This window comes from Anaeromyxobacter sp. PSR-1 (assembly GCF_000964525.1).
GTDB lineage: Bacteria > Myxococcota > Myxococcia > Myxococcales > Anaeromyxobacteraceae > Anaeromyxobacter.
This window is the reverse complement of the sequence record NZ_BAZG01000108.1, coordinates 1-14,029: the sequence shown is the minus strand read 5'-3', so window position 1 is coordinate 14,029 and position 14,029 is coordinate 1. Positions and strand designations below refer to the sequence as shown.

Annotated in this window: 16 protein-coding genes; 7 read left to right on the top strand and 9 right to left on the bottom strand. The window is 74.0% G+C overall.

The genetic code is table 11. The annotated features are described in order from the left end of the window. On the bottom strand, window positions 1–756 hold a 756-nt coding region (locus PSR1_RS15225; RefSeq protein WP_160309028.1), incomplete at its 3' end, for an Ig-like domain-containing protein. A gap of 261 nt (window positions 757–1,017) precedes the next feature. Next, entirely contained in the window at window positions 1,018–2,433 is a 1,416-nt protein-coding gene (locus PSR1_RS15220) for a protein-disulfide reductase DsbD (protein WP_059438348.1), read from the bottom strand. 158 nt (window positions 2,434–2,591) lie between these two features. Between PSR1_RS15220 and PSR1_RS15215 the strand changes: the two genes are divergently transcribed. The 7 genes from PSR1_RS15215 (at window position 2,592) to iscX (ending at window position 7,817) form a co-directional block, all read left to right on the top strand. Further along, the gene (locus tag PSR1_RS15215) at window positions 2,592–3,806 is read left to right on the top strand and encodes an IscS subfamily cysteine desulfurase (protein ID WP_059438347.1); all 1,215 of its coding nucleotides are present in this window, start codon (window positions 2,592–2,594) and stop codon (window positions 3,804–3,806) included. Window positions 3,807–3,861: 55 nt separating this feature from the next. Continuing rightward, a complete protein-coding gene (gene iscU, locus PSR1_RS15210) occupies window positions 3,862–4,323 on the top strand; it encodes a Fe-S cluster assembly scaffold IscU (RefSeq protein WP_011419652.1) in 462 nt (153 codons plus the stop codon). Window positions 4,324–4,335: 12 nt separating this feature from the next. Then, window positions 4,336–4,668 (top strand): iron-sulfur cluster assembly accessory protein, encoded by a 333-nt coding sequence (locus PSR1_RS15205; protein ID WP_059438346.1) that lies wholly within the window; start codon window positions 4,336–4,338, stop codon window positions 4,666–4,668. A gap of 90 nt (window positions 4,669–4,758) precedes the next feature. Further along, window positions 4,759–5,376, top strand: a complete 618-nt coding sequence (hscB, locus tag PSR1_RS15200; RefSeq protein WP_059438345.1) for a Fe-S protein assembly co-chaperone HscB — start codon at window positions 4,759–4,761, stop codon at window positions 5,374–5,376. Window positions 5,377–5,400: 24 nt separating this feature from the next. After that, window positions 5,401–7,281 carry a Fe-S protein assembly chaperone HscA gene (gene hscA, locus PSR1_RS15195; RefSeq protein ID WP_059438344.1) on the top strand — a complete coding sequence of 627 codons (1,881 nt, stop codon included), beginning with the start codon at window positions 5,401–5,403 and terminating at the stop codon, window positions 7,279–7,281. 1 nt (window position 7,282) lies between these two features. Next, the gene (locus PSR1_RS15190; RefSeq protein WP_011419657.1) at window positions 7,283–7,588 is read left to right on the top strand and encodes a 2Fe-2S iron-sulfur cluster-binding protein; all 306 of its coding nucleotides are present in this window, start codon (window positions 7,283–7,285) and stop codon (window positions 7,586–7,588) included. Between the two features lie 34 nt (window positions 7,589–7,622). Further along, a complete protein-coding gene (gene iscX / locus PSR1_RS15185) occupies window positions 7,623–7,817 on the top strand; it encodes a Fe-S cluster assembly protein IscX (protein WP_011419658.1) in 195 nt (64 codons plus the stop codon). A 4-nt stretch (window positions 7,818–7,821) separates the two neighbouring features. Here the strand turns inward: iscX and PSR1_RS15180 are convergent, their stop codons facing one another. From PSR1_RS15180 to PSR1_RS15150, 7 genes are read right to left on the bottom strand one after another with little or no spacing between them, the layout of a single operon-like run. Further along, on the bottom strand, window positions 7,822–8,871 hold the full coding sequence (locus PSR1_RS15180) for a chemotaxis response regulator protein-glutamate methylesterase (RefSeq protein ID WP_082100271.1): 1,050 nt from the start codon (window positions 8,869–8,871) through the stop codon (window positions 7,822–7,824). Between the two features lie 10 nt (window positions 8,872–8,881). Continuing rightward, on the bottom strand, window positions 8,882–9,784 hold the full coding sequence (locus PSR1_RS15175; protein ID WP_059438343.1) for a protein-glutamate O-methyltransferase CheR: 903 nt from the start codon (window positions 9,782–9,784) through the stop codon (window positions 8,882–8,884). Next, window positions 9,781–10,365: a chemotaxis protein CheW gene (locus PSR1_RS15170; RefSeq protein WP_059438342.1), complete on the bottom strand. Its 585-nt coding sequence runs from the start codon at window positions 10,363–10,365 to the stop codon at window positions 9,781–9,783. The genes PSR1_RS15175 and PSR1_RS15170 overlap by 4 nt, the downstream gene beginning before the upstream one ends. A gap of 26 nt (window positions 10,366–10,391) precedes the next feature. After that, window positions 10,392–12,044, bottom strand: a complete 1,653-nt coding sequence (locus PSR1_RS15165; RefSeq protein ID WP_059438341.1) for a chemotaxis protein CheA — start codon at window positions 12,042–12,044, stop codon at window positions 10,392–10,394. 10 nt (window positions 12,045–12,054) lie between these two features. After that, window positions 12,055–12,570, bottom strand: coding sequence for a chemotaxis protein CheD (locus PSR1_RS15160; protein ID WP_059438340.1), 516 nt, complete (start codon window positions 12,568–12,570; stop codon window positions 12,055–12,057). A 2-nt stretch (window positions 12,571–12,572) separates the two neighbouring features. After that, window positions 12,573–13,388 carry a GAF domain-containing protein gene (locus PSR1_RS15155; RefSeq protein ID WP_059438339.1) on the bottom strand — a complete coding sequence of 272 codons (816 nt, stop codon included), beginning with the start codon at window positions 13,386–13,388 and terminating at the stop codon, window positions 12,573–12,575. Between the two features lie 16 nt (window positions 13,389–13,404). Continuing rightward, on the bottom strand, window positions 13,405–13,776 hold the full coding sequence (locus PSR1_RS15150; protein WP_011419665.1) for a PleD family two-component system response regulator: 372 nt from the start codon (window positions 13,774–13,776) through the stop codon (window positions 13,405–13,407). Window positions 13,777–14,029 lie beyond the last annotated feature (253 nt).

The window sequence follows — 14,029 nt, the reverse complement described above, 5'->3', positions numbered from 1 at the left end:
GCCGAGCGTGGCGAGCGGGGCGGCGCGGGTGCCGGCGGCCGTGTCGTCGCCCCCCGGCGCGACGAACAGGGCGGCGGCGGGGTTGCGCAGCACGGTGACCACGGTGCGATCCGGCGCGCTCTCCGACTGGCCGTCGCGGACCGTGAGGTCGAACACCAGCGTCGCGACCTCGGCCGGCGCGGTGAACGCCGGCGCCGGTCCGTGGAGCGCGCCCGCACCGTCGGTCACGTCCGGCCCGGCCACCTGCGTCCAGGCGTACTCGAGGCCGGCGCCGTCCGGATCCACGCTGCCCGAGCCGTCGAGCGCCACCGCCGCGCCGGTCGCGACGTCCTGGTCCGCCCCGGCGACCGCCACCGGCGCGCGGTTCGCGCCGGTGGTGAACGACCACGCGTGGTCGGCCGCGAGCGCGCCGCCGGCCAGGCTCCGGACGCCCGCCGTCACGCGGGCCGCGTACGTCGTGTCGCCGAGCAGGACCGCCGGGGTGAACGTCGCCACCGCGCCGGAGACGGTCACCGTGCCGGTCGCGCCGGCCACCGCGATCGCGCCCTGCACCGTGGCCGGGTCCACCGCCTCGGAGAACGTGACGCGCACCGGCGCGCTCGGGGAGACGCCGGTGGCGCCGTCGGCCGGGACCACCTCGACGACGGTGAGCGGGGCCGGCGGCGGGCCGCCCGACGGGCCGGAGGAGCCGGACGAGCCGGAGCAGGCGGCGGAGAGGGCGATCGCGGCGGCGGCGAGCGCGGTGCGGAAGCGCATGGTGTCGAACCTGGGCCGGGGCCGGTGGAGGGGCGCCCCGGGGAAGTCCCCCGCCCGCGCGGCGGCGGGCAGGTTCGCCCTCCGTCGCACGCGGCGCGCGCTTCCTAGCACCGGCCGGAGGAGGGACGCCGCGGGATCGAGCCGTCCCCGTCCGCCGGGACAGTGCGACTGCGCCCGCGGCGTCCCGCGAGCGCGGCGCACCCGGGCGCTCGTGGTTCGACGGGCTCACCACGAGCGGATCAGCCGGAGGTTGTCGGAGGGCTACCAGCGCGAGGCGCAGGCCATCGCGACCGGCTCGCCCTGGACCGCGGCGGGCTTCGCCGGCGACGGCTGGCCCTCGCAGGCGCGGTCCACCGCGCGGAGCTTCTGCACCATCTCGCCGGCGGAGATGGCGCCCATCACGCGGTCGGGCACCTCGCGGCCGCGGGGGTCGATGAAGATCACGGTGGGCATGCCCACCACGCCGTACTTCTCGGCGAGCGCGTTGAACGCGTCCGAGCCGTCGGTGCCGTCGAGCTTCACCGCCACGAAGCGGGCGGCCTCCTCCTGCACCTCGGGCTTCGCCCACGCGATCTTGTCCAGCTCCTTGCAGGCGGTGCACCAGTCGGCCCAGAAGTCGATGATGACCGGCCGGCCCTCGGCCTTCGCGAGCGCGAGCGCCTCCGCCTCGGAGTGGAGCCAGGCGAAGCCCGCGTGCGCGCGCGCCCGCTCGCGGGCGCCGGCCGCGCCGGCGGCGTAGGCGATCCCGCCCACCAGCAGCGCGACCCCGAGCCCCTTCGCGAGCCGCTGGCGCGCCGGCCCGTGGAAGCTGCCGGAGAGCGCGCCCGCCAGCACGCCGAGCGCCGCGGCGCCGGCCGCCGCGAACGCCGCCCCGCGGGCCGCCGAGAACAGCGGCTTCAGGGCGGGGAACGCGTCCTTCAGGAAGATCAGCGCGGCCGCGAGCAGGGCCACCCCGAACACCGACTTCACCGTCTCCATCCACGCCCCGCTCTTCGGGAGCGAGATGGAGAACGCGCCGATGAGGAAGAACAGCAGCCCCATGCCGAGCGCGTACGCGAACATGATGCCGAAGCCGAACGCGACCGAGCCCTTGGCCGCCACGAAGGTGAGCGCGGCGGCGAGCACCGGCCCGGTGCAGGGGGCGGCGATGATCCCGGAGACGAGCCCCATCGCGAAGGCGCCGGCGCGGCCCGCGCCGCCCACGCCGTTCAGGCGGGCCTGCATCGAGGCCGGGAGCTGCAGCTCGAAGGCGCCGAACATGGAGGCGGCCATGGCGGCGAGCACGATCGCCACGAACCCGATCACCCACGGGTTCTGCATCACGCTGCCGAACGCCTTGCCGGTGAGCGCCGCCCCCACCCCGAGGGCGGAGTACATCGCGGCGATGCCGAGCACGTAGAGCGCCGAGACCGCCATCGCCTCCCGGCGCGAGCCCGCCTTGCGGGCGCCGAAGATCGAGACGGTGATCGGGATGAGGGGGTACACGCAGGGTGTGAGGCTGGTCGCCACCCCGCCGACGAACGCGACCGCGAACGCCAGGATCGAGCCTTCCGCCAGCAGCGCGCCGAGGCGCAGATCGCTCGACCCCCCAGCGGGTCCGAGACCGATCAGGTCCGGGATCCACGCCACGGCGGCGAAGGTGAGGGCGGCGAGGAGGGTGCGGGTGGCGAAGCGCATTCGAGTGGCCTTGCGGATCTAAGAAAAAAAGTCCTGTCGCGCCCGATAGTTTGGTAGAGGGGGGCCGCTTGACCCGATGACGTGAATCTTTATACTCGACCCCGGCCGTCCACGTTGGTCACGGCCGAGGCCCCTGCATCTTAGAGGTTCCGGGCGCGATGAAGATTCCCATCTACATGGATTACCACGCGACGACGCCCGTCGATCCGCGCGTGCTGGAGGCCATGCTCCCGTACTTCACCACGGAGTACGGGAACGCTGCGTCGAAGAGCCACGCCTTCGGCTGGAAGGCCGAGGAGGCGGTGGAGGCAGCCCGCGAGGAGGTCGCGAAGCTGATCGGCGCCTCGGCCAAGGAGATCGTCTGGACGAGCGGCGCGACCGAGTCCGACAACCTGGCGGTCAAGGGCGCGGCGCACTTCTACCAGGCGAAGGGGAAGCACCTCGTCACCTGCAAGACCGAGCACAAGGCGGTGCTCGACTCGATGCACGCCCTCGAGCGGCAGGGCTTCGAGGTCACCTTCCTCGAGCCCGAGCCCGACGGCCGGCTCGATCCCGCCAAGGTGAAGGCGGCGCTCCGCACCGACACCATCCTCGTCTCGGTGATGCACGCGAACAACGAGACCGGCGTGGTCCACCCCATCGCCGAGATCGGCCGCATCGCCCGCGAGGCGGGCGTGGTGTTCCACTGCGACGCGGTGCAGTCGATCGGCAAGATCCCGTTCGACGTGGACGCGATGAACGTGGACCTCGCCTCGATCTCCGCGCACAAGATGTACGGCCCGAAGGGCGTGGGCGCGCTCTACGTCCGCCGCAAGCCGCGCGTTCGCCTCGTCGCCGAGATGGACGGCGGCGGCCACGAGCGCGGCTTCCGCTCCGGCACGCTGAACGTCCCCGGCATCGTGGGCATGGGCAAGGCGGCCGAGCTGGCGCGGCTCGAGCGCGACGCCGAGGCGGTCCGCGTCACCGCGCTCCGCGAGCGGCTGCGCAAGGGCCTGGAGCAGGAGCTCGATCTCCTCACGGTGAACGGCAGCCTGGAGCACCGCGTCCCCGGCAACCTCAACGTGAGCTTCGCCTACGTCGAGGGCGAGGCGCTCATGATGGCGGTGAAGGACGTGGCGGTCTCCTCCGGCTCCGCCTGCACCAGCGCCTCGCTCGAGCCGTCCTACGTGCTTCGGGCGATGGGCGTGTCCGAGGACCTGGCCCACTCGTCGATCCGCTTCGGCCTGGGCCGGTTCAGCACGGAGGAGGAGGTGGACTACACGATCCGCCTCTTCGGCGAGAAGGTCCGCAAGCTTCGCGAGATGTCGCCGCTCTACGAGATGGTGAAGGACGGCGTCGACCTGAACCAGATCGAGTGGGCGAACCCCCACTAGGACCGGGACCGCTCCAGCCGGTCCACGTGGACGGGAACGAGGGAAGGAACGACCGATGGCGTACTCCGAGAAGCTCATCGACCACTACGAGCACCCCCGCAACGTCGGCTCGCTCGACAAGAACGACCCCGACGTCGGGACGGGCCTGGTGGGCGCCCCGGCCTGCGGCGACGTGATGAAGCTGCAGATCAAGGTCAGCGACGACGGGATCATCGAGGACGCGAAGTTCAAGACGTTCGGCTGCGGCTCGGCCATCGCGTCGTCGTCGCTCGTGACCGAGTGGGTGAAGGGCCGCACCGTCGAGGAGGCCCTCACCATCAAGAACACCGACGTGGCGAACGAGCTGAACCTGCCGCCGGTCAAGATCCACTGCTCCGTCCTGGCGGAGGATGCCATCAAGGCGGCGGTGGCCGACTGGCAGAAGAAGCACGGCCGGGAGCCGTCGGTGAAGCCGAACACGGTCCAGGGCGATCGCAGCGCGCTCATCGAGAAGGGCGTCCTGAAGTCCGGGATCTAGGAGCGCGGGCACATGGCGGCGGCGATCGAGATCAGCGAGAAGGCGGCGGAGCACATCAAGACGCTCGGCGCGCAGAAGGGCACGCCCGCGGGCGGGCTCCGGCTGGGCGTGAAGGGCGGCGGCTGCTCGGGCCTGTCGTACTTCATCGACTGGGCGAACGAGCCGGCCAGGTTCGACCAGGTCATCGAGCGCGACGGCGCGCGCGTGTTCGTGGACCCGAAGAGCGCGGTGTTCCTCGCCGGCACCGTGATCGACTGGCAGCAGACGCTCATGCAGACCGGGTTCGTGTTCCGGAACCCGAACGTGAAGAGCGCCTGCGGCTGCGGCGAGTCCTTCACGATCTAGCCGCCCCGGCTGGATCGCGTTCCCGCTTCGACCTGCGCCGCGGCGCGCGGGCAGGGCGGGAACGATCGCATCGGGGCCACGGAGGGCCGCGTGGCGCACTGCTGGAGCTGCAAGGCACAGGAGGAGCAGCAGACCCCCTTCTGTCCGAGCTGCCGGAAGATCCAGCCGGTCGGGCGCACCGAGGACTACTTCTCGCTGCTCGGCCTGCCGCGCCAGTTCGCGCTCGATCCCGCGGAGCTCGACCGCAACTTCCGCACGCTCTCCCGCTCGCTCCACCCCGATCGCTTCGCCAAGGCGGAGGCGCGCGAGCGCCGGCTCTCGCTGGAGCGGGCCACCCGGCTGAACGACGCGCACCGCTACCTGAAGGATTGGCGCCTCCGCGCCGCGTACCTGCTCAAGCTGGCCGGCACCGACGTGTTCGCCGAGGGCAAGACCTTCGCCGACCCGGCGTTCCTGGAGGAGCAGCTGGAGTGGCGCGAGGACATGGCGCTCGCCCAGGCGGACCGCGACGCGAGCGGCCTGCGCGAGATCGCGGCCCGCGCCCGCGGCCGCCTGCAGGCCCTCGAGACCGAGGTGGCGCGCTGCTTCGAGGACGACCACTGGTTCTCGGAGCTGGTGATCGACATCGCCCGCCTGCTCTCCCGCGCCCGCTACTACGACCACATCGTCGCGGACGCGGAGCGGGCCAGCGCGGCGGTCGCGTCCTAGCCGATCCGTAGTAGAAGGAAGCCCATGCCCCGCGCGATCGGGATCGACCTCGGCACGACCAACTCGCTCGTCGCCCACGTGGACGAGCGGAACCGCCCCCGCATCCTCCCGGTGGACGAGGGCAAGCCGCTGCTCGCGTCGGCGGTGTTCTACCCGCCCGACGGCGCCGTCGAGGTCGGCGGGGCCGCCAAGCGCCGCGCCCCCGAGCGGCCGGTGGACACGATCCTGTCGGTGAAGCGCTTCATGGGCCGCGGCCCGGGCGACATCCGGCCGGAGGACCGCGGCATCTACCAGTTCGACGAGGTCGGCGCGATGGTCCGGCTCCGCGTGGGCGGCGGCAAGCGCACCGTCACGCCGATCGAGGTCTCGGCGGAGATCCTGCGGGTGCTGCGGCGCGCGGCCGGCGAGGCGCTGGGCGGCGCGCCGGGCGGCTGCGTGATCACCGTGCCGGCGTACTTCGACGACGCGCAGCGGCAGGCCACCAAGGACGCGGGCCGGCTCGCCGGGCTCGACGTGCTGCGGCTGCTGAACGAGCCGACCGCGGCGGCGGTGGCGTACGGCCTCGACAAGCGCTCGCAGGGCGTGTTCGCGGTCTACGACCTGGGCGGCGGGACGTTCGACGTGTCCATCCTGCGCCTGGAGGAGGGCGTCTTCGAGGTGCTCTCCACCGTCGGCGACACGCACCTCGGGGGCGACGACTTCGATCGGCTCGTGGCGCGCGCGCTGCTCGAGGGCGGCCTCACCCCGCCCGACCCGGACCCGTCGCCGGCGGTGCTGCGCGGGGCCGTGGCGGCCGCGCAGCGGATCCGCGAGGCGCTCACCGACCGGGAGGCCGTCGAGGCCGAGGTGGAGCTGCCCGAGGGCCATCGGCTGCGGGCGCGCCTGACCCGCGCCGAGCTGGAGGCGCTCATCCAGCCGGTGGTGGAGCGCACCGCCGCGCCGTGCCGGGCGGCGCTGCGCGACGCCGGCGTCGAGAAGGTGGACGGGGTGGTGCTGGTGGGCGGGGCCACGCGCACGCCGCTGGTGCGCCGCCACGTGAAGGCGCTGTTCGGCCAGGAGCCGCTCACCGACCTCGACCCGGACACGGTGGTGGCGCTCGGCGCCGCGGTCCAGGCGGACGCGCTCGACCGGGGCGGCCGCGAGGACGTGCTGCTGCTCGACGTCATCCCGCTCTCGCTCGGCGTCGAGATGATGGGCGGGGTGGTCGAGAAGATCATCCTGCGCAACTCCACCATCCCGGCCTCGGCCACGCAGCAGTTCACCACCTACGCCGACGGCCAGACCGGCATGGTGATCCACGTGGTGCAGGGCGAGCGGGAGCTGGCCCGCGACTGCCGCTCGCTGGCCCGCTTCACGCTGAAGGGCATCCCGCCCATGCCGGCCGGCATCGCGCGGGTGGAGATCACCTACTCCGTGGACGCGGACGGCATCCTGCAGGTCTCGGCGCGCGAGCTCACGACCGGCATCGAGCAGCGCATCCAGGTGAAGCCCACCTACGGCCTCACCGAGGAAGAGGTCGAGCACATGCTGGTGGAGAGCATCGAGCACGCCGAGGAGGACGTGTCCGAGCGCTTCCTGCGCGAGTGGCGCGTGGAGGGCGACCGGATCCTCTCCTCGCTCGAGACGGCGTTCGCGATGGACGGCGAGCTGCTCCAGCCCGACGAGCGGGCCGCCGTCGAGGAGCGGATGCGCGGCCTGCGCACCGCCATGGAGGGCACCGACTACCTGGCGGTGAAGGCCTGGATCGAGTCGGTGGACGCGGCCTCCAAGGCGTTCGCGGAGCGGCGCATGGACAAGCACGTGGCGAAGGCCATGGCCGGCCACCGCGTGGACGAGTTCGGCGACGCCCCGCCCGCCACCGGCGCGAAGGGCGAGGACCAGGATCAGGGGCAGGAGGACGGCTGACGTGCCCAAGGTGACCTTCCTCCCGGACGGGAAGTCGGCCGAGGTGCCGGCGGGGACCTCGATCCTCGACGCGGCGGAGGCCGCCGACGTGGACCTGCCGCACAACTGCGGCGGGGTCGCGGCGTGCACCACCTGCCACGTCTGGATCGAGCAGGGGCTCGCGTCGCTCTCCGAGATCGGCGACCGCGAGGACGACAAGCTGAACGAGGCGGCCGGGCTCGCGCCCAGCTCGCGGCTCGGGTGCCAGGCCTGCGTCGGCGGCGAGGACGTGGTGGTCCGCATCCCCGGCAACCGCATCGCGTCGTGAGCCGCGGCCGCCGCGGCCGGCGCTGGAGGCGAACATGAAGTGGACGGACGTGCGGGACATCGCGATCGAGCTGGCGGACCGCCACCCCGGCGTGGCGCCGCTCTCGGTGCGCTTCACCGACCTGCACCGCTGGGTGCGCGAGCTCCCCGGCTTCGCCGACGATCCCGAGAAGTCGAGCGAGAAGGTGCTCGAGGCCATCCAGATGGCCTGGCTCGACGAGGTCGAGTAGGCCCCTACCGCGCCCAGGCCAGCACGGCGGGCGCGATGCGCGGCAGCGGGAGCACCTCGACGGCCCCGCCGCGGGCGATGGCCTCCTTCGGCATCCCGAACACGACCGAGGTGGACTCGTCCTGCGCGACGGTGTGCGCGCCGGCCCGCCGCAGCTCCAGCAGCCCGTCCGCGCCGTCGTCGCCCATGCCGGTGAGCAGGATGCCCAGGGTGCCCGGGCCCGCCACCCGCGCCGCGGCGTGGAACAGCACGTCCACGCTGGGCCGGTGCAGCGAGACCGGCGGCCCGTCGGACACCACCGCCACCAGCCCGCCGGCGCGCTTCACCGAGAGGTGACGGTTGCCGGGGGCCACCAGCGCGCGCCCGGGCAGCAGCCGGTCGCCGTCGGCGGCCTCCTTCACCTCGATGCGGCACAGCTTGTCGAGCCGCTTCGCGAACTGCGCCGTGAACACCTCCGGCATGTGCTGCACCACCGCGATGGCGGGCGCGTCGGCCGGCATCGCCTCGAGCAGCACGCGGAGCGCCTCGGTGCCGCCGGTGGAGGCGCCCACCACCACCAGCTCGGCGCGCCCGGGCCGCGGCGCGAGGCGGGGCGCGGGACGCGGCTGGGCGCCGGCCGGCGGCCGGGGCAGCGGCCGCAGCGCCCGGACCCGGGCCCGCAGCCGGGCCTGCGTGGCGGCGCGGACCACCTCCACGATCCGGCGCGCGGAGTCCTCCAGGAAGCCCTTCACCCCGAGGCGCGGCTTCTCGATGACGTCCACCGCGCCGTGCTCCAGCGCGTGCAGCGCCACCTCGCTCCCCGGCCCCGCCAGGCCCGAGCACACCACCACCGGCACCGGGTCCTGGGCCATGACGCGGTCCAGGAAGGTGAGCCCGTCCATGCGCGGCATCTCGATGTCGAGGACGATCGCGTCGGGGCGGGCGCGGCGCATCTTGTCCATCGCCACCAGCGGGTCGATGGCGGTCTCGACCTCCAGCCCGGCGCGCCCCAGGATCTGGGAGAGCGCCATCCGGACCACCGCCGAGTCGTCCACCACCAGGATGCGCGGGGCCACGGGCAGGACCTCAGGCCGGGCGCGCCGGCGGCGGGTCGGCGAGCTGGTAGACGGTGGGCACGACCGCGCGCGCCCGGGTGGAGAGGCCGCCCAGGCTCTCGGCGTGGCCGAGGAACAGGTGGCCGCCCGGCACCAGCCGGTCGATGAGCCGGTTCACCACCTTGGCCTTCGTGTCGCGGTCGAAGTAGATGAGGACGTTCCGGCAGAACACGAGGTCGAAGTGGCCGATGGCCGGGTACGGCTCCTGGCTCAGGTTCAGGCGCGCGAAGCGGATCAGGCGCCGGAGCTCCGGCCCGGCCTTCATGAGGCCCTCCTGGCTGCCGAAGCCCCGCAGCATGTACGCCTTCAGGTACGGCATCGGGATCTCCTTCGCCTTCTCCACCGGCCACAGCGCGTCCTCGGCGCGCGCCAGCACCTTGGTGGACAGGTCGGTGGCGAGGATCTCCACCTCCCAGCCCGGCAGCCCGGCCAGCAGCGACATGGCGAGCGAGTAGGGCTCCTCGCCGGTCGAGCAGGCCGCGCTCCACACCCGCGCCCGGCGCGGCCGCCGGCCCGCGTCCGCCTCGGCCACCCAGGCCGGGAAGATCCGCTCGGCCAGCAGCTCGAAGTGGCGCGGCTCGCGGAAGAAGTGCGTCTCGTTGGTGCAGATCGCGTCGAGCATCCGCACCCGCTCGGCGCCGTCCTCCACCACGCGGTCGAAGTACTCGCCGTAGCCGTGCATCCCCAGCTCGCGCAGGCGGCGCGCCAGCCGGCCCACCAGCAGCGCCTTCTTCACCGGCGCGAGCCAGATCCCCGCCTCGCGGTTGATGAGCGCCTGGAAGCGCAGGAAGTCGCGGTCGCTCACCGTCGCGAGCGGGCGCGGCTCGACCGGCGCGGCGCGGCGGGGCGCGCCCTCCTCGGCGGCGGGGCTCACGGGGCGGGCGGCGCCTCGGGGGCGGCCGGCTCGGGCGCGGCGGCGGCGGCCTCGCCGGCGTCCTCGGCGGCGGGCGCCTCGGCCTCGGGCAGGCCGTCGCGCACCGCCTCGGCGAACTCCTTCTCGTCGGCGGAGATCACCCGGTCGATGTCGAGCAGCAGCACGAAGCGCTTCCCGACCTTGCCCATGCCGAGCAGGAAGTCCACGCGGACCTGCGTGCCGAAGGACGGGGGCGGCTCGACGTCGTCGAACCCGAGCTCGATGACCTCGCGGACCGCGTCCGCCATCACGCCCACCACCGTGGGCTGCCCGTCGAGCAGCGCCTCGACGATGAGGATGCAGGTGAGGCGGGTGACCTCGGTCTCGGCCAGGCCGAACTTCACGCCCAGGTCCACCACCGGCACCACCGCGCCGCGCAGGTTGATGACGCCGCGGACGGAGCGCGGCGTGGACGGCACGCGCGTGATCGTCTCGTACTGCAGGATCTCCTTCACCTTGAGGATGCCGACGCCGTACTCGGCGCCCCCCAGCGAGAAGGACAGGTACTGTGCGCGCTGCGCGCTCTCGGTGCTCTCGGCCATGGTTCCTCCCTCCGGTTCGCGATGCCTCAGGCGGCCGCCTGCGCCGCCGCCCGCCGGAGCGTCTCGCGCAGGATGCCCGCCACGTCCAGGATCAGGGCCACCCGGCCGTTGCCCAGGATCGACGATCCCGAGACGCCGGCCACGGTGCCCACCAGCCCGCCCAGCGGCTTGATCACCGTCGAGCTCTCGCCGTGCAGCACGTCCACCGCCACGCCCGCGACCTGGGCGCCGTGCTGCACCACCACCACGTTCTCGCGCTGCGGCGGGGCGCCGGCCACCTTGAAGTGGTCGCGCAGCCGCAGGTACGGGAGCGGCTTGCCGCGCACGTTGATGACGCCCCAGGGCGCGCCGGCCCGCGTCTCCTCCGGCGGCAGCTCCAGGCACTCGGAGACCGCGTCGAGCGGGAGGATGTACGTCTCGCCGCCCACGCCCACCTTGAAGCCCTGGATGATGGCGAGGGTGAGCGGGACGCGCAGGGTGATGGCGGTGCCGCGCCCCGGCTCGCTCTCCACCGAGACCGACCCGCGCAGCGCCTCGATGTTGCGCCGGACCACGTCCATGCCCACCCCGCGGCCGGACAGCTCGGTGACCGCGTCGGCGGTGGACAGGCCCGGCTCGAAGATCAGGCCGGCGGCGTCCTCCGGGCCGATGCGGGCGGGATCGGTGGCGAGCCCGCGCGCCACCGCCTGCTGCGCGATGCGCCGCACGTCCAGCCCGCGCCCGTCGTCCAGCACCTGCACCACCATGCTGCCCGCGTCGTGGAACGCGCGCAGCGTGAGCGTGCCCACCGGCGGCTTGCCCGCGGCGCGCCGCTCGTCCGGCAGCTCGATGCCGTGGTCGAGCGCGTTGCGGACCATGTGCAGCAGCGGGTCGCGGATGTGCTCGATGACGGCGGTGTCCACCTCGACGTCCTCGCCCTCCATCACCAGCCGGGCCTGCTTCCCCAGGCCGGCGGCGAGGTCGCGCAGCGTCCGCACGTGCTGGTGGAACGTCGGCCCGATGGGCACCATGCGGGCCTTCATGATCAGCTCCTGCAGGTCGAGGTAGAGCCGGTCCGCCTCGCGGTGCGCGTCGAGCGCGTCCTCCGGCGACACGCCGCCGCGCCGCTCCAGCATCTCGCCCAGGCGCCCGCGCGCGATCGCGATCTCGCCGGAGAGGTTGAGCATGCGGTCGAGCTTGCCCACGTCCACGCGCAGCGTGCGCGCCGCCGACGCGTGCGGCGCGTGCGGCTCGTGCGCGTCTGGCGCCTCGCCGCCGCCCGCGGGCGCGGCGCGCTCGGCCACCGCCGCCCGGGCGGCCTCGGCCAGCCGGGCGCGGAACGCCAGCACCGCCTCCGACGCGGCGCCGCCGGCCGCGGCCTCGGCCACCGCCCGGCGGAGCACGTCCACCGACTGGAGCAGCAGCGTCACCAGCGTGTCGGTGACCGCCAGCGTCTTCTGCCGGAGGCGCTCCAGCACGTCCTCGAGGTCGTGCGCCACGTCGCGGGCGCCGTCGAAGGAGACCAGCGAGGCGGCGCCCTTCAGCGTGTGCACGTCGCGGAACAGCGCGTTCAGGAGCTCGTCGTCCTCCGGCGTGCGCTCCAGGGCGAGGAGCTGCTGCTCCATGTGCGCGAAGGTCTCGTCCGCCTCCGCCAGGAACGTGGCGAGCAGCGCCTCGCGATCGATCTCGAGCTCGTCCATCACCGCTCCCCTAGAGCTGCCGCACCCAGGCGGCGCCGTCGTCCACGTGGAAGATGAGCTTGCGGCCCCGCGCGCCGCCGACGTCGCGGTCGAGCACCGGGATGCGGGCCTCGTCGAGGAGGCGCAGCGCGAGCTGTACGTTCTCGTCGCCGAGGTTGCGCGCGCCGCGGAACGCGCCGATGACGCTGGCGCCGCCGAAGACCTTCGCGACCAGGCTCGCGCGGCGCGCCCCGGCCCGCACCACCGCCTCGACCAGCTGCGGGACCGCCACCGTGCCGAAGCGCGCCGACTGCTCGCGCTCGACGTGCAGCGGCAGGAGGAAGTGGTTCATCCCGCCCACCCGCGCCACCGGATCGTGCAGGCACACCGCCACGCAGGAGCCCAGCACCGTGACGATGGCGGTCGGCTCGGCCGCCACGGCGATCTGGCCGGCGTGCAGGTACAGCTGGGCGCGGCCGCCGCCGCCCGGGGTCTCCCCGGCCGCCGGGGCCGCTCGATCCGGCGCTGCGCCGGTGGTGCGGGTCACGGTCAGCTCGCCGCGCCTGCGCGCTCGGCCTGCGCGCGGAGGTGGAGCGCCAGGCCCGCGTGCGCCGAGAGCAGGTCGAAGACCGCCTGGTCCGACTCGCCCAGGCCCGGCTTGTGGCCGAGCAGGCGGAAGATCGCGAGCACCGCGGTGACGCGGTCGCCGACGCGGAGCGGGATGCAGGCGGTGAGGTCGCGGTCCGCCTCGTCGGGCGAGCCGTCGCGGCCCGCCACGTAGAGGCGGCCGGTCCGGGCGGTGCGGCCGATGGCGCCCTGGCCGAGCGCGATGTCGCGGAGCGGGCCGGGGGCCACGCCGAACGCGTGCGCCAGCACCAGCCGGTCGCCGCGCACCTCGAGCAGCGCCAGCTCCTCGGTGCCCACCACGTTGATGACGATCTCCTGCAGCGCGGTGAGCACCTCGGCGCGCGTGGGGGCGCCGTGCAGCCGCTCCAGCGCGACGAAGAGCTGCGCCAGCTCGGAGTGGCGCTCCTCCACCGCCACGTAGTCGTCGGACACGCGCTGGTGCTCGGCCTCGATCTCGGCCAGCCGGTCGCGCAGCCGCGCCCGCTCGGCGGTGGCGTGCTCGACCGCCTCGCGCGCCAGGGCCAGCTCGGCCGCGAGCCGCTTCTTCTCGAGGTCCACCGCCGCCGGCGGCGACGGCTCGGCCGCGGCCGGGGCGGGCGGCGGCGTGGCGGCGGAGAGGCGCGACTCGGAGAGCCGCTCCTTCTCGGTCCGCAGCGAGCTGATGAGCTCGCGCAGCTTCTCGTTCACCTGCTGGAGGTCGCGGCCGGTGCCGCCCGGCTTGCCACGGAGATCGCTCATGCGCGTCGCGCTCCGGCTACTGGCCCAGGCAGCTGCGCACCTTGGCGAGCAGCTCGAGGCCGTTGATGGGCTTGGTGACGTAGTCGGTGCAGCCGCTCGCGTAGCCGGTCTCGACGCTGGCCAGCTCGCCGCGGGTGGTCACCATGATCACCGGGATGGCCGCCGTCTCCTCGTGCTCGCGGAGCTTGCGGCACGCCTCGAAGCCGTCCATCCGCGGCATGACCACGTCCATCAGGATGAGGTCCGGCTTCTCCTCCCGCGCCTTCTCGACCCCCTCCTGGCCGTCGCGCGCCGTGACCACGTCGTACGCGCTCTTCGCGAGGATCATGCGTTCCATCAGCAGCACGGTGCTCGAGTCGTCCACGAGCAGGATCTTCTTCCGCTCCATCTCGCCTCCAGGGTCGGCCCCGCACTCCGTGCAAGCCGGGCACCACGCGGCGTCCCCGCACCGCGGGACGGTGTGGGCGCGGCGGGGGAGCGCGCACACACCCGGAGGCCGATCGGATTCCCGTGGAACGGCGGCCGGATGGGGCTGCGCCGTGCCGCACGTCCGGTCGCGCGCCGGGCGCCCGCGGGGTGCGGGGCCGACGCGTACCGGGAGTCATTGCACCGGGAGCGCGTGCGGGGCCGGGTCGCGGTAG

Excerpts from the sequence above, each read along its gene's own strand:
- PSR1_RS15220 (WP_059438348.1), bottom strand. The coding sequence starts at position 2,433 with ATGCGCTTCGCCACCCGCACCCTCCTCGCCGCCCTCACCTTCGCCGCC.
- PSR1_RS15155 (WP_059438339.1), bottom strand. The coding sequence starts at position 13,388 with ATGAGCGATCTCCGTGGCAAGCCGGGCGGCACCGGCCGCGACCTCCAG.
- PSR1_RS15170 (WP_059438342.1), bottom strand. The coding sequence starts at position 10,365 with ATGGCCGAGAGCACCGAGAGCGCGCAGCGCGCACAGTACCTGTCCTTC.
- PSR1_RS15205 (WP_059438346.1), top strand. The coding sequence starts at position 4,336 with ATGGCGGCGGCGATCGAGATCAGCGAGAAGGCGGCGGAGCACATCAAG.
- iscX (WP_011419658.1), top strand. The coding sequence starts at position 7,623 with ATGAAGTGGACGGACGTGCGGGACATCGCGATCGAGCTGGCGGACCGC.
- iscU (WP_011419652.1), top strand. The coding sequence starts at position 3,862 with ATGGCGTACTCCGAGAAGCTCATCGACCACTACGAGCACCCCCGCAAC.
- PSR1_RS15150 (WP_011419665.1), bottom strand. The coding sequence starts at position 13,776 with ATGGAGCGGAAGAAGATCCTGCTCGTGGACGACTCGAGCACCGTGCTG.
- PSR1_RS15215 (WP_059438347.1), top strand. The coding sequence starts at position 2,592 with ATGAAGATTCCCATCTACATGGATTACCACGCGACGACGCCCGTCGAT.
- PSR1_RS15165 (WP_059438341.1), bottom strand. The coding sequence starts at position 12,044 with ATGGACGAGCTCGAGATCGATCGCGAGGCGCTGCTCGCCACGTTCCTG.
- hscA (WP_059438344.1), top strand. The coding sequence starts at position 5,401 with ATGCCCCGCGCGATCGGGATCGACCTCGGCACGACCAACTCGCTCGTC.